18 protein-coding genes are annotated in these 18611 nt (G+C 62.9%); 12 read left to right on the forward strand and 6 right to left on the reverse strand.

The genetic code is table 11. The features are described from left to right. Window positions 1-3 precede the first annotated feature (3 nt). A complete protein-coding gene (locus ACZRMO_RS04750) occupies window positions 4-336 on the forward strand; it encodes a ComEA family DNA-binding protein (protein ID WP_124528126.1) in 333 nt (110 codons plus the stop codon). A gap of 16 nt (window positions 337-352) precedes the next feature. Here ACZRMO_RS04750 and ACZRMO_RS04755 read toward each other — a convergent pair whose 3' ends face one another. Then, window positions 353-931, reverse strand: coding sequence for a TetR/AcrR family transcriptional regulator (locus ACZRMO_RS04755; RefSeq protein WP_463972067.1), 579 nt, complete (start codon window positions 929-931; stop codon window positions 353-355). 130 nt (window positions 932-1061) lie between these two features. On the opposite strand from ACZRMO_RS04755, the gene ACZRMO_RS04760 reads away from it, so the two are divergent. Together ACZRMO_RS04760 and ACZRMO_RS04765 are read left to right on the forward strand one after the other, a co-directional pair. Further along, complete coding sequence (locus tag ACZRMO_RS04760) at window positions 1062-1706, forward strand: GntR family transcriptional regulator (protein ID WP_463972068.1); 645 nt, start codon at window positions 1062-1064, stop codon at window positions 1704-1706. A gap of 15 nt (window positions 1707-1721) precedes the next feature. Continuing rightward, window positions 1722-2570, forward strand: coding sequence for an urea carboxylase-associated family protein (locus ACZRMO_RS04765; RefSeq protein WP_463972069.1), 849 nt, complete (start codon window positions 1722-1724; stop codon window positions 2568-2570). A 69-nt stretch (window positions 2571-2639) separates the two neighbouring features. Here the strand turns inward: ACZRMO_RS04765 and ACZRMO_RS04770 are convergent, their stop codons facing one another. Both ACZRMO_RS04770 and eat read right to left on the reverse strand, forming a co-directional pair. After that, window positions 2640-2807, reverse strand: a complete 168-nt coding sequence (locus ACZRMO_RS04770; RefSeq protein ID WP_008437727.1) for a DUF2897 family protein — start codon at window positions 2805-2807, stop codon at window positions 2640-2642. 111 nt (window positions 2808-2918) lie between these two features. Beyond that, window positions 2919-4283, reverse strand: a complete 1365-nt coding sequence (gene eat, locus ACZRMO_RS04775) for an ethanolamine permease (protein ID WP_463972070.1) — start codon at window positions 4281-4283, stop codon at window positions 2919-2921. 413 nt (window positions 4284-4696) lie between these two features. Here eat and kdpF point away from each other — a divergent pair, with 413 nt between their 5' ends. The 6 genes from kdpF (at window position 4697) to ACZRMO_RS04805 (ending at window position 12799) form a co-directional block, all read left to right on the forward strand. Next, window positions 4697-4786, forward strand: a complete 90-nt coding sequence (gene kdpF / locus ACZRMO_RS04780) for a K(+)-transporting ATPase subunit F (RefSeq protein ID WP_003218754.1) — start codon at window positions 4697-4699, stop codon at window positions 4784-4786. Window positions 4787-4796: 10 nt separating this feature from the next. Further along, window positions 4797-6491, forward strand: coding sequence for a potassium-transporting ATPase subunit KdpA (gene kdpA, locus ACZRMO_RS04785; protein WP_463972071.1), 1695 nt, complete (start codon window positions 4797-4799; stop codon window positions 6489-6491). A gap of 12 nt (window positions 6492-6503) precedes the next feature. Then, entirely contained in the window at window positions 6504-8561 is a 2058-nt protein-coding gene (gene kdpB, locus ACZRMO_RS04790) for a potassium-transporting ATPase subunit KdpB (RefSeq protein ID WP_463972072.1), read from the forward strand. 138 nt (window positions 8562-8699) lie between these two features. Next, on the forward strand, window positions 8700-9245 hold the full coding sequence (kdpC, locus tag ACZRMO_RS04795; RefSeq protein ID WP_463972073.1) for a potassium-transporting ATPase subunit KdpC: 546 nt from the start codon (window positions 8700-8702) through the stop codon (window positions 9243-9245). Between the two features lie 175 nt (window positions 9246-9420). Then, window positions 9421-12072: a DUF4118 domain-containing protein gene (locus ACZRMO_RS04800; RefSeq protein WP_463972074.1), complete on the forward strand. Its 2652-nt coding sequence runs from the start codon at window positions 9421-9423 to the stop codon at window positions 12070-12072. 37 nt (window positions 12073-12109) lie between these two features. Then, the gene (locus tag ACZRMO_RS04805; protein ID WP_463972075.1) at window positions 12110-12799 is read left to right on the forward strand and encodes a response regulator; all 690 of its coding nucleotides are present in this window, start codon (window positions 12110-12112) and stop codon (window positions 12797-12799) included. 134 nt (window positions 12800-12933) lie between these two features. Here ACZRMO_RS04805 and ACZRMO_RS04810 read toward each other — a convergent pair whose 3' ends face one another. Continuing rightward, a complete protein-coding gene (locus tag ACZRMO_RS04810) occupies window positions 12934-13971 on the reverse strand; it encodes a patatin-like phospholipase family protein (protein ID WP_463972076.1) in 1038 nt (345 codons plus the stop codon). Between the two features lie 197 nt (window positions 13972-14168). Between ACZRMO_RS04810 and ACZRMO_RS04815 the strand changes: the two genes are divergently transcribed. The 3 genes from ACZRMO_RS04815 to ACZRMO_RS04825 all read left to right on the forward strand — a co-directional run bounded on the left by ACZRMO_RS04815 (window position 14169) and on the right by ACZRMO_RS04825 (window position 16198). Beyond that, window positions 14169-14447: a hypothetical protein gene (locus tag ACZRMO_RS04815; RefSeq protein ID WP_017734442.1), complete on the forward strand. Its 279-nt coding sequence runs from the start codon at window positions 14169-14171 to the stop codon at window positions 14445-14447. Window positions 14448-14490: 43 nt separating this feature from the next. Next, complete coding sequence (locus ACZRMO_RS04820; RefSeq protein ID WP_463972077.1) at window positions 14491-15252, forward strand: CHAD domain-containing protein; 762 nt, start codon at window positions 14491-14493, stop codon at window positions 15250-15252. A 148-nt stretch (window positions 15253-15400) separates the two neighbouring features. Beyond that, the gene (locus tag ACZRMO_RS04825) at window positions 15401-16198 is read left to right on the forward strand and encodes an acyl-CoA thioesterase (RefSeq protein ID WP_463972078.1); all 798 of its coding nucleotides are present in this window, start codon (window positions 15401-15403) and stop codon (window positions 16196-16198) included. On the opposite strand, the gene ACZRMO_RS04830 is transcribed toward ACZRMO_RS04825, so the two are convergent. Continuing rightward, window positions 16195-16557, reverse strand: coding sequence for an Mpo1-like protein (locus ACZRMO_RS04830; RefSeq protein WP_463972079.1), 363 nt, complete (start codon window positions 16555-16557; stop codon window positions 16195-16197). The two genes, ACZRMO_RS04825 and ACZRMO_RS04830, sit on opposite strands and share 4 nt — an antisense overlap. 529 nt (window positions 16558-17086) lie before the next feature. After that, entirely contained in the window at window positions 17087-18568 is a 1482-nt protein-coding gene (locus tag ACZRMO_RS04835) for a methyl-accepting chemotaxis protein (protein ID WP_463972080.1), read from the reverse strand. Window positions 18569-18611 lie beyond the last annotated feature (43 nt).

Below are 18611 nucleotides of genomic sequence, written 5' to 3' on the forward strand. Positions count from 1 at the left end.
CCCATGCAAAACACCTACATTTCTTCCCTGATCTTCGCCTTCCTCACTACTCTCTCCGTCACTACCACCGCAGCCCCTTCGATCAAACCCGAAGCGCCAACCCCCATCACTGCGCAAATAACCAAGGTCGAGCAATCCGCCAAGGTCAACTTGAACGCCGCCGACGCCGAAACCCTGCGCCGTGACTTGTTTGGCATCGGCGCCGCCAAAGCCAAGGCGATCGTCGCCTACCGCGATAGCAACGGTCCGTTCACGGCAGTGGATGAGTTGTTGGAAGTGAAGGGCATCGGCAAGGCGTTGCTGGAGAAGAACCGCGAAAGGCTGTCGCTCAATTAAGCAGCCAGGAGGCCGGTCATTGATCGGCCTTTTCATCCTCCCGGATCTGCGTTTTCAAGGTGTCTCGCACCACGTCCATGATCCGCGTTGCCAGCTGCGGATTCTCGACACTCCTGGCCAGCACCAGCGCGCCCACCAGTGTCGACATCATCACCAGTGCCTGAGCGTCAGCACGGCCCTCACCCAACGCTGTTTCAATCTGTTTGAGCCGTGCGTCGAGCACTGCATCCGTTGTCGGACTAGGCTGGCCTCGCAGCCCTAGTTCGGAACACATGGTCGGCAAAGGGCAACCCTGATCCGGAGAGCTCTGGTGCCAGTCCGACAGGTAGCTGTCGATGAACGCGTCCAACGGCCGTTCCTGGCTGAACAGCATCTCGCAGTGGGCATCGAGCTCTGCGGCCGAGGCGAGCAGGGCTTTTTCCACCAGTTCGTTCTTCGACTTGAAGTGTGCGTAAAACCCGCCATGCGTCAGGTTCAGCGCTTTCATCAGCGGTTGCAAGCCGGTGGCACCAATGCCGTCGCGGCGAAAGCGCACCGACGCTTCCTTGATGATGCGCTGATGGGTTTGGGCTTTATGGTCTTGGGAGTAACGCATAGGGCTGCCTCGGTAACGAGATGGCAGTTTAACGGAGTTGAACGTTATTACACATCCAGCGAAGCGCAGCGGTTGGCACGAAAAGTGATTACGTCTACGCAGGGGATTGTTCAACAATCGTGGGGGAGTGATGACACTCAGTCTGTCGTTAGCCGACCAGATCGCCCTGGAGCTTCGCGCCGACATTATTGGTGGGCGGCTGCTACCGGGAATGGCGTTGGTCGAGGTGGAATTGGTAAAGACTTATAACGCATCGCGCAACACGATACGCGAAGCGTTGCATCGCCTGGGGCAGGAGGGCCTGACCCGGTACGTGCGAAACAAGGGGGTTATGGTCCGGCGCCTGGAGCGTGAAGAGGTACGCGACTTGTTTGTAGTCCGGCGCACGCTGGAGTTGCAGGCCATCGCCCAGTGCCGCGCATTGACCGTCGATCAATCCGAGCGCATGCAAAATGCTATCGACGCCACCACCCTGGCACGGGAGCGTGAAGATTGGCGCGCCGTGGCGACCCACAGCCTGGTGTTCCACCAACAGATTGTCGGGCTGATGCGCAGCCCGTTGTTCGATGAGTTTTTCGCCCAGGTGATCGCCCAGTTACGCCTGGTGTTTTGTGCAGCACCCGATGAGCAGCGTTTCCAGTCGCCCTGGCTGGAGCGCGACCGCGAGATATACGCGCTATTGGTCCAAGCGGACAAACCGGCAGCAGGGCAGGCGCTGAGTTTATATCTGGACGACTCGGAGCGTGTGTCGCTGGCCCTGTTCACCCACCCCTGATCGAGGAGTTCCATGATGTACAAAGACTATCCGGCGGCATATCAGGTCAGCAAAGGCTCGGCGCTGCAGGTTGATACGGCGTTTTATGAGCGTATTCGCGAACGTGTCGACCAACGTACTCTGATCGAACAATTCGAGGTGCCGATTCGTACGGGGAGGGCGTGGAAAGTGCCGGCCGGGCATGTGTTCCGGGTGACCACGCCGGTTGGCCCGCAGGTGGGCGACTTTAACGTGTGGAACGCCCATGACCCGCGCGAACGCCTGTGGGCGGCACGCACGCGGCAGTTGCAGGGCGCCCATGTCAGCACCCATGACCGCTTGTGGTCGAATCTGCCGTTTCTGCGGCCCTTGGTGACGATCACCGATGACAGCCTTGCGAGCTATGGCATCGATGAGCACGGCGGGCGCCTGCATGACCTGCTCGGTACGCGCTGCGATCCTTATGTGAACCGCATGCTCACCGGCGAGGACTTCCATCACCATTGCCATTCGAACCTGACGCGTGCGGTTTTACCCCATGGCCTGACGGAATTCGACGTGCATGACGTGCTGAATATTTTCCAGTGCACCGGCCTCAATCAGGACGACATGTATTTCATGAAGGCGTGCCCGGCGCAGAAGGGCGATTACCTGGAGTTCTTTGCCGAGATTGATCTGCTGTGCGCGCTGTCGACGTGCCCGGGCGGGGACCTGTCACTGCCGATGTGGGGGCCGGACGCGCAGGACCCACTGACGGTGTGTCGTCCGCTGGGCGTTGAGATCTACCGGTTGGAAGAGGCGCTACTGGTTGGCTGGAGCCAGCCGGAACGTGCTGCCTATAAGGGGCAGCACGGGTTACAAATTGCCAAGGCGGATTGGGAGTAGGGCCTGGAGGGGCTGCTTCGCAGCCCAGCGGGAGCAAGCTCCCTCGCCACAGGTTTTTGTCAGGCGCGATCAGCGGTCTTGCGCGTCCTTGGCGTCTGCCTGGGCGTTGCGTTCGGCCACGCGTTTGCGTTGTTCGTCGGTGAGTTCCACCTTGTTGGCGCTATCCCGCAGCATTAGCAGGCCGCCGACGATCGAGCCGATCGCCACCACTAAAATCAACCACGCATACCACGGCATAAGGCTCTCCTTGAGGCAGATTGCCGTGGGAGAATTTTCCCACGGGAATAACTGCTTTGAGTAACGGGCTTTCTCAGTAGTTCAGTGTAGGCCCGTTCTGCCTCCAGTAGATCAGAGCCCGGTCAACATAGCATCTGCCGGTGCATCGGCACGGTTCTGCGCGGTCATCTGGAAGTAGGCAAACCCCACCGCCATGAAGCCCAGGAAGATCATCCCGATCAACGTGTTGAACCAGGCCATGGCCACCAGGCACACCACCGCCAGTACCAGGGCGATACCCGGCACAATCGGGTAACCCGGGGCGCGGAAGGTGCGCTCCAGCAGCGGCTCGGTCTTACGCAGCTTGAACAGGCTGAGCATGCTCATGATGTACATCACGATGGCGCCGAACACCGCCATGGTGATCATCGCGGCGGTGAGCGTCATGCCGCCGAGGTTGATCAAACCGTCGCTGTAGATCGCCGCGATACCGACCACACCACCGGCGAGGATGGCGCGGTGGGGTGTCTGAAAGCGCGACAGCTTGGCCAGGAAAGAGGGCAGGTAACCAGCACGAGCCAAGGCAAAGAACTGACGCGAATAGCCAAGGATGATGCCGTGGAAGCTCGCCACCAGGCCGAACAGGCCGATCCACACCAGCATGTGCAGCCAGCCGGAGTGGTCGCCCACCACGGTTTTCATCGCTTGCGGCAGTGGGTCGTTGATGTTCGACAAGGTGCGCCAGTCACCCACGCCACCGGCGAAGAGCATCACGCCCATGGCCAGAATTACCAGGGTCAGGATGCCGCTGATGTAGGCTTTTGGAATGGTGCGCTTGGGATCTTTCGCTTCTTCTGCGGCCATGGCCGCGCCTTCGATGGCGAGGAAGAACCAGATCGCAAAGGGAATCGCCGCAAACATCCCGGCAATCGCTGGCGCGCCAAAGGTGTCGGAACCTGCCCAACCATTCAGCGCGAAGTTACTGAAGCTGAACGCCGGGGCGACCACGCCCATGAATACCAGCAGCTCGGCCACGGCAAGTACGCACACCACCAGCTCAAAGGTGGCGGCGAGTTTCACGCCGAGGATGTTCAGGCCCATGAACACGAAGTAGGCGCCGACGGCCGCATGTTTCGGGTCGAGCGCCGGAAACTGCACGTTGAGATAGGCGCCGATGGCCAGGGCGATGGCGGGCGGGGCGAACACGAATTCAATGAGGGTCGCCAGCCCGGCAATCAAGCCGCCTTTCTCGCCGAAGGCTCGGCGGCTGTAGGCAAACGGCCCGCCTGCATGGGGAATGGCGGTGGTCAGTTCGGTGAAACTGAAGATAAAGCAGGTGTACATCGCGGCGACCATCAACGACGTCACCAAGAAGCCCAAGGTTCCGGCGACGCCCCAGCCGTAACTCCAACCGAAGTATTCCCCGGAAATCACCAGCCCCACGGCAATGCCCCACAAATGCAGGGTGCCCAAGGTGGGCTTGAGTTGTGTGTTCATCGTGCTGCGCTCCCTGAACGGTTTGGAATGATTCAAGGTGTTGCAGCGGCCATGCCAGGCTGAGAATCATTGTCGTAAAGCCGCACAACTGTCGTCGGGGGGATGGTTTGGCGGTTGAATATCCGCAGGGTTGCACCAGATAAGTGCGGCGGTGGTTGAACCGACGCATTCGCGAGCAAGCCCGCTCCCACACTCGACCGCATTGCCAAGGCGAGCACCCATCAAAATGTGGGAGCGGGCTTGCTCGCGAAGAGGCCCGCCCAAACACCGAAAGTCTTCCTGTAACCCCCGCATAAACCCACTCTTTACGCCGTCTTTACGCCCCACCCACACCCTCGCTCTCGTTCCTTTACGCCACTCCTGCGGACAATTGCCCCACACGCGGCAATACGCCGCTAAACGGAGAAACTTCCATGAGCGTTCTGGACGGGGTGTCACTGCTATTGGCCGTGGCGCTGTTCATTTATCTGCTGGTTGCGCTGTTACGCGCGGATCGGAACTAGGAGCTTGGCCATGCACAGTTATGACTATTGGCTGATCATCGCCTTCTTTGCCGTGGTGTTGGTGCCGGCGCCGTTCCTGGGCCGGTTCTACTACAAGGTGATGGAAGGCCAGCGCACCTGGCTGAGCCCGGTCCTGGGGCCCGTCGAAAAAGCCTGCTATCGCCTTTCGGGCGTGGATGAACACCAGGAACAAAGCTGGCAGAAGTACATGCTGGCGCTGCTGGCATTCAACCTCGCCGGCTTCCTGCTGCTGTTTGCCATCCTGCTGTTCCAGGACTACCTCCCACTGAACCCGCAGAAATTGCCGGGCCAGGAATGGACGCTGGCCTTCAACACGGCCGTCAGTTTCATGACCAACACCAACTGGCAGTCCTACAGCGGTGAAGCGTCGCTGAGCTACCTCAGCCAGATGGCTGGCCTGACCGTGCAGAACTTCGTCAGTGCGGCCACCGGCCTGGCCGTCCTTGTCGCGTTGTGCCGTGGGATCGGGCGCAAATCTGCGCAGACCTTGGGCAACTTCTGGGTCGACATGACCCGCGCCACCCTCTACGGCCTGCTGCCACTGTGCCTGGTGCTGGCGTTGTTCCTGGTTTGGCAGGGCGTGCCGCAGACCTTCGCGCATTACGTCGATGCGCTGACGATGCAGGGCGTGGATCAGGTGATCCCCCTCGGCCCGGCCGCCAGCCAGATTGCGATCAAGCAACTGGGCACCAACGGTGGTGGCTTCTTCGGCGTCAACTCGGCGCACCCGTTTGAAGACCCGACCGCATGGGCCAACCTGTTTGAGGTGGCCTCGATCATCCTGATCCCGGTGGCGCTGGTGTTCACCTTCGGTCACTACGTCAAGGACCTGCGCCAGAGCCGTGCGATCCTCGGCTGCATGCTGGCCCTGTTCCTCATCGGCGGCGCCACGTCGCTGTGGTCCGAGTCCCAGCCCAACCCGACCCTGAACCACCCGGCTGTCGAACAGACTGCACCGCTGGAAGGCAAGGAAACGCGCTTCGGCACCACCGGCACCGTGCTCTGGTCGGTGACCACCACCGCGGCGTCCAACGGCTCGGTCAACGGCATGCAAGACAGCCTCAGCCCGTTGAGCGGCATGGTCGCGATGGTCAACATGATGGTCGGCGAAGTGATCTTCGGCGGCGTCGGCGCCGGCATGTACGGCATGTTGCTCAACGTGTTGATCGCGGTATTCCTCGCCGGTTTGATGATCGGTCGCACGCCGGAATACCTCGGCAAAAAACTCCAGGCCAAGGAAGTGCAACTGCTCGTCGTCACCTTGCTGGTGATGCCGGTGGGCGTGCTCGTCCTCAGTGCCATCGCCGCCAGCCTGCCCGGCCCGGCGAGTGCCATCAGCAACCCTGGCCCTCACGGGTTCAGCCAATTGCTCTACGCCTACACCTCGGCCAGTGCCAACAACGGCTCGGCGTTCGCCGGCCTCAGCGCCAACACCGCGTTCCACAACCTGATGCTCGGCCTGGGCATGTTGATCGGCCGCTTCGGCTACATCCTCCCGGTTCTGGCCCTGGCCGGCAGCCTGGCGATGAAGAAGGCCGCACCGATTGGCCAGAACAGCTTCCCGACCCATGGCCCGCTGTTCGTGACGCTGTTGACCGTGACCATTTTGCTGGTGGGCGGCCTGACTTTCCTGCCAACGCTGGCGCTGGGACCCATTGCTGAACATTTGAGCATGGGCTTCTAAGGGGATATGACAATGAATATGCCTGCAAAAAACGCCGCTCCTGTGAACACCCAGGAGCCGCCAAAAACCGCCATCTCCGCCCTGTGGCGCCCGGCGCTGGTCCAGGCGTTCGTCAAGCTGGACCCGCGCCAGCTGCAACGCTCGCCGGTGATGCTGGTGGTCGAACTGACCGCCATCCTCACCACCGTGCTGTGCTTTGTGCCCGACACCAGCGTGCCGACGTTCGTCGCGGTGCAAATCGCCGTGTGGCTGTGGTTCACCGTGCTGTTCGCCAACTTCGCCGAAGCCTTGGCCGAAGGCCGTGGCAAAGCCCGCGCCGACAGCCTCAAGGCCGGCAGCGAAGGCCTCAGCGCACGCCGCAAGGAAGGCGACGGCAGCTTCAAGGTCGTGCCGGCCACCAGCCTGCGCAAAGGCGATGTGGTGCGCGTCGCCGCCGGGGAAATGATCCCCGGTGACGGCGAGGTCATTGAAGGCATCGCGGCGGTTAACGAGGCGGCGATCACCGGCGAATCCGCGCCAGTTATCCGCGAATCCGGCGGCGACCGTTCGGCCGTCACCGGCAACACGCGCCTGGTCTCGGACTGGCTGCTGATCCGCATCACCGCTAACCCGGGTGAATCCACCCTGGACCGCATGATCGCCCTGGTCGAAGGCGCCAAGCGCCAGAAAACCCCCAACGAAGTGGCGCTGGATATCCTGCTGATCGGCCTCACCCTGATCTTCCTGCTGGTGGTGGTGACCCTGCAGCCGTTCGCCCACTTCGCCAATGGCAGCTTGCCGCTGGTGTTCCTCGTCGCACTGCTGGTGACGCTGATTCCTACCACCATTGGCGGCCTGTTGTCGGCCATCGGCATCGCCGGCATGGACCGCTTGGTGCGCCTCAACGTGATCGCCAAATCCGGGCGCGCGGTTGAGGCGGCGGGGGACGTGCACGTGCTGCTGCTGGACAAGACCGGCACCATCACCTTTGGCAACCGTCGCTGCTCGGCGGTGGTCGCAGCGCCAGGCGTCAGCGGTCGCGAGCTGGCCGAAGGCGCGCTGCTGGCGTCCCTGGCGGACGACACGGCGGAAGGCAAATCCATTGTCGAATACCTGCGCTCGCTGCACCCCCAAGCGGAACCGTCCCTGGACGCACTGACCGCCGTACCGTTCAGCGCCGAAACCCGCTTGTCCGGCGTCGACTACCAAGGCCGCGTATTCCGCAAAGGCGCGGTGGATTCGCTGCTGGCCTTTGTCGGCCAACAACGCCGCGACCTCGCACCCGCGCTGTCGCGGGAAATCGACAAGATCGCCCAGAGCGGCGGCACCCCGTTGCTGGTGTGCGCCGACGGCAAATTGCTCGGTGCGATTCACCTCAAGGACGTGGTCAAGCCCGGCATCCGCGAACGTTTCGCCGAACTGCGCAAGCTAGGGATTCGCACCGTGATGGTCACCGGCGACAACCCGCTGACCGCCGCCGCGATTGCTGCCGAAGCCGGTGTGGACGATGTCCTGGCCGAAGCCACCCCGGAGAAAAAACTCGCGCGCATTCGTCACGAGCAAAACGACGGCCGCCTGGTTGCGATGTGCGGCGACGGTGCCAACGACGCCCCGGCACTGGCCCAGGCTGACGTCGGCATGGCGATGAACGACGGCACCCAGGCTGCCCGCGAAGCGGCGAACATGGTCGACCTCGACAGCGACCCCACCAAGCTCTTGGACGTGGTGCAGATCGGCAAGGAATTGCTGGTGACCCGTGGCGCACTGACGACCTTTTCCATCGCCAACGACGTGGCCAAGTACTTCGCGATCCTGCCGGCGCTGTTCGCCTCGATCTACCCGCAATTGGGCGTGCTCAACGTGATGCACCTGCAGAGCCCGCAGAGCGCGATCCTCTCGGCCATCGTGTTCAACGCCTTGATCATCGTGGTGTTGATTCCCCTGGCCCTGCGCGGCGTGCGTGTGCAGGCGGCGAGCGCGGCGGCGTTGCTGCGACGCAACCTGCTGATCTACGGCGTGGGCGGGCTGCTGGTGCCGTTCGTGGGCATCAAGGCGATCGACATGCTGCTGACCGCGCTGCACCTGGTCTAAGCCCTATGACTTTCTGTGGCGAGGGAGCTTGCTCCCGCTGGGCTGCGCAGCGGCCCTAAAAAGCTTGGGAGCGCTTCGCACTCCAGCGGGAGCAAGCTCCCTCGCCACAATGGTTCTCGATTTGTTAAGGAGTTGAACATGTCCAATATCATCCGCCCGGCCCTGAGCCTGCTGGTGCTCATGACCCTGATTACCGGCGTCGCCTATCCACTGGTGGTCACTGGCATCGCCCAAGTCGCCTTCCCCGAGCAGGCCAACGGCAGTCTGGTGTACGACGCCAGCGGCAAGGTGCGCGGCTCCAGCCTGATCGCCCAGGATTTCAGCGGTGACAACTGGTTCCACCCGCGCCCATCCGCTGGTGCCTTCGCCACGGTTTCCAGCAGCGCCAGCAACCTCGGCCCGAGCAACCCGGCATTGGCCACGCGCATCTTCGACGATGCGAGTAAACAGCTGGTGCCGAGCCAGGGCCCGGTGCCTTTGGCCTCGCTGACTACCTCTGGCAGCGGTCTTGATCCACACTTGCCACCGGAGGCGATTGCCTATCAACTGGCCCGCGTGGCGGCGGCGCGGCATGTGCCGGTGTCGACCCTGCAACGTTTGCTCGATGAGCACATCGAAAGCCCGCTGGTGGGGCCGCCGGTGGTGAATGTGCTGGCGCTGAACATGGCTTTGGAAAAACTGTAATCCCCTGTGGGAGCGGGCTTGTTGTGGCGAGGGAGCTTGCTCCCGCTGGAGTGCGAAGCGCTCCCAAGCTTTTTAGGGCCGCTGCGCAGCCCAGCGGGAGCAAGCTCCCTCGCCACAAAAATTTGCTCCAACATTGGATTTTCAGTGAATTTGAATACCTGAAGGAACCCCCTACATGAGCGACTCCGGCCGCGCCGATGCCCTGCTAGCCGATCTGCCCCGCAACGGCCGTGGCCGGCTCAAAGTCTTCCTCGGCGCCGCGCCGGGCGTAGGCAAGACCTACGCCATGCTCCAGGCCGCCCACACCCAGCTGCGCCAGGGCGTGAAACTGATCGCCGGCGTGGTCGAAACCCACGGCCGCGCCGAGACCGAAGCCTTGCTCAGCGGCCTGCCGCAGCAACCGTTATTGCGCAGCGAATACCGCGGCGTGATGCTCGAAGAAATGGACCTCGACGGCCTGCTCGCCGCCAAGCCCAAGCTGGTGCTGGTGGACGAACTGGCCCACAGCAACGCCCCCGGCAGCCGGCATGAAAAGCGCTGGCAAGACATCCAGGAACTGCTCGCTGCCGGCATCAACGTCTTCACCACGGTCAACGTCCAGCACCTGGAAAGCCTCAACGACCAAGTGCGCGGCATTACCGGTGTGCAGGTGCGCGAAACCCTGCCGGACTGGGTGCTGCAAGAGGCCGACGAACTGTTGCTGATCGACCTGCCATCGCGCGAACTGCTGGAGCGCCTGCGCGACGGCAAGGTGTACGTGCCGGAACAGGCCCGCGCGGCCATTGACGCATTTTTCACCCAGACCAACCTGATGGCCCTGCGCGAGCTGGCGATGCAGACCGCCGCCGCGCACGTCGATGACGACTTGGCCCAAGGCTACCGTCAGCTCGGCCAGGCCGCGCCGGCAGTGCGCGGTCGCCTGCTGGTGGGCGTGGATGGCGATGCCCAGGCCGAACGGCTGGTGCGTCATGCCAGCCGTGTCGCGCAGCGTCGGCATTTGCCGTGGAGCCTGGTGCATATCGATAACGGCGGTGCGCGGGACGAACAATCGCGCCTGCGCCTGCAAAACGCCCAGCAACTGGCTGAACGCCTGGGTGGCGAAGTGGTATTGCTGCGGGCCGGAGAGGTGGCCAAGACCCTGATCCAGCACGCTGCCGAACGCCGTGCCAGCCTGCTGCTGGTGGGGCAGTCGCGCATGCGCTGGCGCCGTCGGGTGTTCGGTGGCGGGCTCGCGGCGCGCCTGTTGCGCAATGCCCGCGGTCTGGAAATCAACGTCCTCGACAGCGATGACATCCCCGCACCGCCGCGCCTGCCGGATGTGCGTGGGCTGGTGTGGTTCGACTACGGCCTGGCGGTGGTGGCGACCGTCGTCGCGGCGGCGGTGGCCTGGGCGGTGTCCAGCGTATTGCCGTTGCCGAATATCTCGCTGGTGTTCCTCGCCGCAGTCTTGCTGGTGGCGGTGCGCAGCAGCCTGGGCCCGTCGCTGGTGTGCGCGGCGCTGTCGTTCATGACCTATGACTTCCTGTTTATCCCGCCGAATTTCTCCTTCGCGATCCAGCGTGAAGAAGACGTGCTGACCTTGCTGTTCTTCCTGCTGATGGCAGCGCTCACCGGCAACCTCGCCGCGCGTCAACGCCGACAGTTGCAGGCGCTGCGCGACACCCAGGAAGAAACCAGCGAGTTGCTCGACCTGTCGCGCAAACTCACTGCCGCCACCGACCGCCAGGCGGTGATCAGCGCGGCGGCCCATCACCTGGAAGGCTGGAGCGACCTCGACCTTTGCCTGGTCAATCACGACGGCCAGGGTGGTTGGACGATCGAAACCGGTGGCCCGCTGACCCTCACCGAAGGCGAACGCGCCGCGGCGGACTGGGCCTGGCAGCACGATCAACCGGCCGGCATGGGCACCGGCACCTTGCCGCTTGGGCGTTGGTGGTGGTGGCCGTTATCCGCTGAAGAAGGGCCGCTGGGCCTGCTCGGTGTTAGCCCCAAGCCGGGCCTGGAGTTGAGCGGCCAGCGCCGCCGCCTGCTCACAGCCTTGAGCCAGCCGTTGGCGCAAGCCCTGGCCCGCGCGCAACTGGCGCAGGAGTTGGAGTCGGCGCGCCTGCACGGCGAAACCGAGCAACTGCGCAGCGCCTTGCTCGCCTCGGTGTCCCACGATTTGCGCACGCCGCTGACCTCCATGCGCGGCAGCATCGACAGCCTGCTGGCCCTCGGTGAGGCCATCCCGCTGGAGGATCGCCGCGAACTGCTGGAAGGCACCCGCGATGAAGCCGAGCGCCTCGACCGTTACATCCAGAACCTGCTGGACATGACCCGCCTGGGCCACGGCGCGTTGAAGCTGGCGCGAGACTGGGTATCGCCGGGTGATATTGTCGGCAGTGCCCTCGGCCGATTGCGCGCCGTACTGGCGCCGCTGCAGGTGCACACCGAGGTGCCGGCACAGTTGCCATTGCTGTATGTGCACGCGGCGCTGATCGAGCAGGCATTGGTCAATGTGCTGGAAAACGCCGCGCGCTTTTCGCCGGCTCATGGGCGTTTGCAGTTGAGTGCGGGCGTCGCGGATAACCAGCTGTTTTTTGCCGTCGCCGATGAAGGCCCCGGCATCCCCGAGGACGAGCGCGCGAAGATTTTCGACATGTTCTACACCGCCGCTCGAGGCGACCGTGGCGGGCAGGGTACTGGCCTTGGCTTGGCGATCTGCCAGGGCATGGTCGGCGCCCACGGCGGGCATATCGGTGTGGCCGACGGCATCGATGGCCGCGGTACTTGCATCACCCTGTTCCTGCCGTTGCCGACCCAGCCTGGCCTGGAGCGCGAGGCATGAGCTACCCTGTTTTCTCTCCCGATTCTGATTGGACACCATGAGCCAGACCGCGACGATTTTGGTCATTGATGACGAACCGCAGATCCGCAAATTCCTGCGTATCAGCCTGGCTTCCCAGGGCTACAAGGTGATCGAGGCCGGTACCGGCAACGAAGGCCTGGCCCAGGCAGCACTGAGTAAACCGGACTTGCTGGTGCTCGACCTCGGCCTGCCGGATATGGACGGCCAGCAAGTGCTGCGCGAATTTCGCGAGTGGTCCACGGTGCCGGTACTGGTGCTGTCGGTGCGCGCCAGCGAGGGGCAGAAAGTCGAAGCCCTGGACGGCGGCGCCAATGACTATGTGACCAAGCCCTTTGGCATTCAGGAATTTCTCGCCCGCGTGCGTGCGCTGTTGCGCCAGGCGCCGGCGGGGGAGGCGCAGGAAGCGGCACTGTCTTTCGGCCCGCTGACCGTGGACCTGGCCTACCGGCGCGTGCTGCTGGACGGCGTCGAAGTCGCCCTGACGCGCAAGGAATACGCGGTGCTGGCGCAACTGGCGCGGCATCCGGGGCGGGTGATTACCCAGCAGCAATTGCTCAAGGATATCTGGGGGCCGACGCATACCGAAGACAGCCACTACCTGCGGATTGTGGTGGGGCATTTGCGCCAGAAACTCGCGGATGATCCGACGCAGCCTCGGTTTATCGTGACGGAGGCGGGGGTGGGGTATCGGTTGTTGAACACTTAGATTCTTTGGTGGCTGGGCCGGCCTCTTCGCGAGCAAGCCCGCTCCCACATTTTGACCGTGTTCCAACATTTGAAATGCGGTCGAATGTGGGAGCGGGCTTGCTCGCGAAGGGGCCATCAGCAGCACCCAAGATTTCAGCCCTGCTCACTCTCATACCGGTCCAGGGTATCCCTGGCAATCTCCCGCCCCAGCGCGATCAACTCCGGCGCCTTGTAGAACTCGAAAAACCGGCACACCCGCTTCGGCACGTTGATCAATACATCCGGCGGGTACCCGGCAATCTTGTACTGCGCCAATGACGTCTGCATCACCTCGAAACTCTGGTTGATCAGGTCCAGCAACGACGCCGGCCCCACGTTATCGATGATGAACGAACCGGTCGCCGATTTCGGCGCGCCAGCCATTTCCGGCGCGGCGGCGGGTTGCTGGGATTCGGGTTCCGCCGAGTCCAGCCACGGGTTGATGTCGGCGGCTTCGGACTGCAAGGCTTCCTGTTCCAGCTTCATCAATTGCTCGGCCTGCTTGCGGCGAAAGGGCAGGTGCGAACCGAGTGATTTGGCCAGGCTGTTGAAGCGGCTCTTGAACGCCGGTGGGCGCTGGATCACCGGCAATTGGTAGTGCTTCTGGTTGGTGGCGTTGAGGTTGACCGCGATGATCAAATCGCAATGGCTCGACACCACTGGCACGATGGGCAGCGGGTTGAGCAGGCCGCCGTCCACCAGCATGCGGTTGCCTTGCATCACCGGCGTGAACAGGCTGGGGATCGCCGCCGAAGCACGCATGGCCTGGTGCAGGCAGCCTTCCTGAAACCAGATTTCCTGTTGGTTGGTGAGGTCGGTGGCGACGGCGGTGTAGGGGATGCGCAACTCTTCGATATTCAACTCGCCGACGATCTTGCGGATCTGGCCGAAGACCTTCTCGCCACGAATCGCCCCCAGGCGAAAGCTCACGTCCACCAGGCGCAACACGTCGAGGTAATCGAGGCTTTCGATCCAGTTGCGGTAATCATCCAGCTTGCCGGCGGCGTAGATGCCACCGACCACGGCGCCCATGGAGCAACCGGCGACGCAAGCGATGTCGTAGCCCCGGCGTTCGATCTCTTCAATCACGCCGATATGGGCGTAGCCCCGGGCCCCGCCAGAGCCCAGTACCAAGGCAACACGTTTCTTCATGGTCATGTCCTACAGATGGCAGGTGCCCACAATGCACCCATTGAGGGGGCGGCTTCAATCTTCGCTGCGGGAGTGCTAAGCCTCGGGTATGCTCTGGGTATAGGTACTATCGTTTTCAGGCTAAGGACAAGGCACTTTTCCATGTAGGCAACGTCTACAACGTACGACTGTTTTTTCTTTATTTTGAGGTGTCATCGATGAAAGCCTGGATGTGTGTGCCTGTGATCGTGTTGGCCCTGGCCGGTTGTGCCGGGAAAACCGCGTACCGCGACAGCTGCGGCACGCAATTGGATGCCGCTTGGCACGAGCTGGACCTGGCCAAGGCCGAAGGGTTCGCCGGGACTGTCAGCTACTCCAAGGCCCTGTCCCTGCTGACCGGTGCCAAGACCCAGCAGCAATTTGAAGCGTTTGAAGGCTGTGCCAACAAGGCCGAGAAAGCGCGGTTCTATATTCGTGAGTCGCGCGCCGGGCGTTGATCCGAGCAGCGAGTAGGAATTTTCATCGGAGAGTGAGGGCAGGATGTCAGCGTTGGTCGATCAGTTAGTCGCTCAGGTCATTGGCCTGGAAGTAGGGTTGCTGAGCTGCCAGGCTCGTCTCACCGCCGTCACCGACGATGAAGCCCTGCATGACCTGCGCACCACCGTGCGCCGCCTGCGCAGCTTGTTGCGCCCCTTGCGTGGGCTGCCGGGCGTGGAACAGCTTGAATCGGCCGCCAGCGCGGTCGGCCAATTGACCACGCCGCTGCGTGACCGCGAGGTGCTGGCAGCCTATTTGCACCTGCACGGTTATCACGCGGCGGCTGACCGGCGCCTGCGCCTGCAACCCGAGGCGTATCGCCACGTGGCGCAAAGCCCCGAGTTGGCGCAGCTGCTGCTGATCCTCGATGCCTTCCCACGCTTTATCCGCGCATCCGAACATCAGAAGTTGCTCAAGGGCCTGCGCCCGCGCATCGAGAAGCGTCTGGCCAAGCAATGGCAGGCCCTCGACGCGGCCTTGAAGGACCCAGGCCATGATCGCCACCGCCTGCGGTTGCTGATCAAGCGCGTACGCTATGCCGCCGAGGCCTACCCCGAATTGAACAAACTTCCCACCAACGCCATGTCCCGCCTGAAGAAAGCCCAGGGTGCCCTGGGCGATTGGCACGACTGCTGGCAATGGCTGGCCCAGGCCGAACACCAGCCTGATCTGCAACCCTGCGTTGCTGTGTGGCAGCGCACCATGGCCAAGGCAGAAGGGCAGGCGGACCGCGTGCTGGATAAACTGCGCGTCGATTGTTTCTGACACCTGATCGTCCCCACGCTCCGCGTGGGAATGCATCCAGGGACGCTCCGCGTCCGACAATCGTCCGGCTTTTGGCCGGAATAGGCGCTGTACCAGACTTACACGCTGGTTAAGATCGCCCATCCGTTTCCTTTGATGTGAGGTCGCCATGCGCTTTAGTGATTTGCTCGACGCCGCCCGAAGCCACCCGCAAGACGTCACCATCCCCGCCGAATGGGCCCAGGGTCGCGCCACCTTCGGCGGCCTGGTTGCCGCGTTGCAATACGAAGCGCTACGCGCCCAAGTGCCAGCGGACCGCCCGCTACGCTCGCTGGCGATCACCTTCGTGGGGCCAGTGACACCCGATGTGCCTGCCAGTTATCAAGTCGAAGTGTTGCGCGAAGGCAAGGCCGTCAGCCAATTGCTCGGTCGCGTGGTGCAGAACGGCGAAGTGGCGACGCTGGTGCAGGCCAGTTTCGGCGGGTCTCGGGAGTCGGAAATTACGGTTGAGAGCGAAGCGCCGCCGGTGTTCAAGCATTGGGACGAATGCCAGGAACTGCCCTACATCAAGGGCGTCACCCCGGAGTTCATGCGCCATTTGGCGATGCGCTGGAGTGTCGGCGGCCTACCGTTTACCGGGAACAAGTCCCGCGACATGGGCGGCTGGGTCCGACTGCGTGGTGATGTGAAGGAAGAACCGCTGACCGAGGCGCACATCCTCGCCCTGGTGGACGCCTGGCCCCCGGCCTTGCTGCCGCACCTGAAGAGGCCCGCGCCGGGCAGCACGCTGACCTGGACCATCGAATTTATCCAACCGTTGCAGGATCTTTCGACGTTGGACTGGTGCCAGTACTACGTAACCATCGAGCACGCCCGCGACGGCTATGGCCACGCTGCCGCCGCACTGTGGAGCCCGAGCGGCGCGTTGATCGCCATCAGCCGCCAAACCGTGGTGGTGTTCGCTTAATGCCGATGGCGCTGCCGCCAGGCGCGCCACCAGCCGCCGCTCAGGACAAAACGCGGGAAGGTCACGAACTGCTCGACCACCAGGCGCTGTACCGCGTCTTTGCGGTCACTGAAAGGCTCACTGGCTTGGGCTTCGAGGCTATGGCCGTGGCGTTGCAACGCCAGGCCGGCAACGATGCCGACCACACCAATGGCGAAACTGGCCAGGCTCAGGCTGAACACCCCGGACACAATCAACAGAAACCCGACGATGAACAGCGGCACGGCAATCAGGTGCAACGCCAGGTTGGTCGGGTGCTGATGGTTTTGCGGGTAGTTGCGCCATTGCCAGGCGGGGAGATTGGGGTGACGTTTGCCCATGCTGAAGAATCCTCTGTCCGTTGAAACAACTTGAACAGAGTTTAGGTGTGGGCGGGCGGGTCGGCGAATCAAGGCTGGCTATGGGGGCTATAGGGATCTACACACCGTTGAGCATTGCTGCTGGGCCTGTGAGTTTGCTCCCGTGACGGCCAGGCAGTCGGGCATTTTTTACCGGGTGTAAACCGGCTCTACTGTGGGAGCTGGCTTGCCTGCGATAGCTTCCTGACAGGCGATCGCAGTTTGTCGGATGGACACCGGTCCAAATGTGGGAGCGGGCTTGCTCGCGAAGGCTATGTGTCGGGCGCTGGAGCTTTTTGGTCGGAGTACATATCCATTGCTGCGGTAACGGCCACTTAGGGTTCCGCTCTTACAGCGGCTCACTTTTGGAAAGGCCCTAAAGTAAGCAAAAGGCCTTCGCCCCACCACTCGGCACCTCGCCTAGGCTCGGCCAGCGTGGTTAACGGGGCGCCTAAGATCAAGATCAAAAGCTGAAAAGCCAGAGCCAGAGCCAGAGCCAGCCTGCGTTGGCTTACAGCTTCAACTGCCCAATGGCCTTGCTCAACTCGCCCGCCAAGGTCGCCAACTCATTGCTGGTGGTGGCCGAATCCACGGTTTGTTGCACGGTGTTTTCGGTGACGTCGCGGATGCTCACCACTGCGCGGTTCATCTCTTCCGCGACATGGCTTTGCTGTTCGGCGGCGACGGCGATTTGGGTGTTGCTCTCGCGCATCTGCGCCACGGCGCTGGTGATTTCGGCGAGGGCGTTGCCGGCTTCGAGGGCTTGTTGCACGCAGTCGTCGGCCTTGAACGAGCTTTCCTGCATAAAGTCCACCGCGTCGCGGGTGCCGGCTTGCAGGGCGGAGACCATGCGGGTGATTTCGTCGGTGGAGCTTTGCACGCGTTTGGCCAAGTTGCGCACTTCGTCGGCGACCACCGCAAAGCCGCGGCCCATTTCGCCGGCGCGGGCGGCTTCGATGGCGGCGTTGAGGGCGAGCAGGTTGGTCTGTTCGGCTATGCTGTGGATCACCCCGACCACACCGTTGATTTTCTGGCTGTCTTCGGCGAGTTTCTGGATCATCTCGGCGGTCTGCTGCACGCCGGTGGATAGCCCGGCAATCGAGCGTTGCACGCGGGTCACCACTTCCTGGCCGCTGCCGGCGAGGGAGTCGGCGGTCTGGGACAGGTCGCGGGTGGCGCCGGCGTGTTGGGCGATGTGGTAGACGGTGGCGGTCATCTCGTTGATGGCGGTGGCGGCCTGGTCGGTTTCGCTCTGCTGGCCGAGCATGCCGTGCTGCACCTCGTTCATGCTGCTGGCCAGGCGTGCGGCGCCGTCATCCAGTTGCTGAGCGGTGCGCGCCACGGTGTTGACCACTCGTTGGTAGCCGGCCTGCATGGCGTTGAAGGCGCTGGCCATCTGCCCGACTTCATCCTTGCACGCCAGCGGCACGCGGGCGGACAGGTCGCCGGTTTTTTCCACGTGCAGCATCACGTCCTTGAGGGTGTTGAGTTGGCTGAGCAGGAAGCGGATCAGCAACTGCGATGCACCGAGCATGGCCAGCATCAAGATCGCCACGGCGACGGCGTAGTTGGCAAAACGCTCTTCGAACACCTGGCTCAGGCTTGGCGCGTAGGCCAGCACCGCAACGTACTGGCCGTCGGCGCGGGCCACCACGTCGGCGCCCAGCAGTGGGTTTTCGCCGAACCAGGGCATGTGGTTGAGTTCGACCCAGCCCGTGGCGCTACCCAGGGCTGACAGATCCTGATCCGCCAGTTGTGGGACTTGGCCACGGGAAAAGGCCAGCCAGTGCTCGCCCTTGGGCAACGGTGTGCCGGCTGGCCAGGCGCTGAGCACGCGCGCCTGGGCCTGCGCCGACGCTTGGGAAGCGTCGCTGCGCGCTTGTTGTTCGAGCTGCACGGCGTACAGCACCAGCAACAAGGTGGTGATGAAAGCGACCGCGTTGACGGCCCAGAATTTGTACTTCAGCGAGATGTTGCTAAGCCAGGCACCCATGGAAGGTTTTCTCTGATAGCGGAAACAGCATTGGCAAGGTGCC

This window comes from Pseudomonas sp. B611 (genome assembly GCF_055407965.1).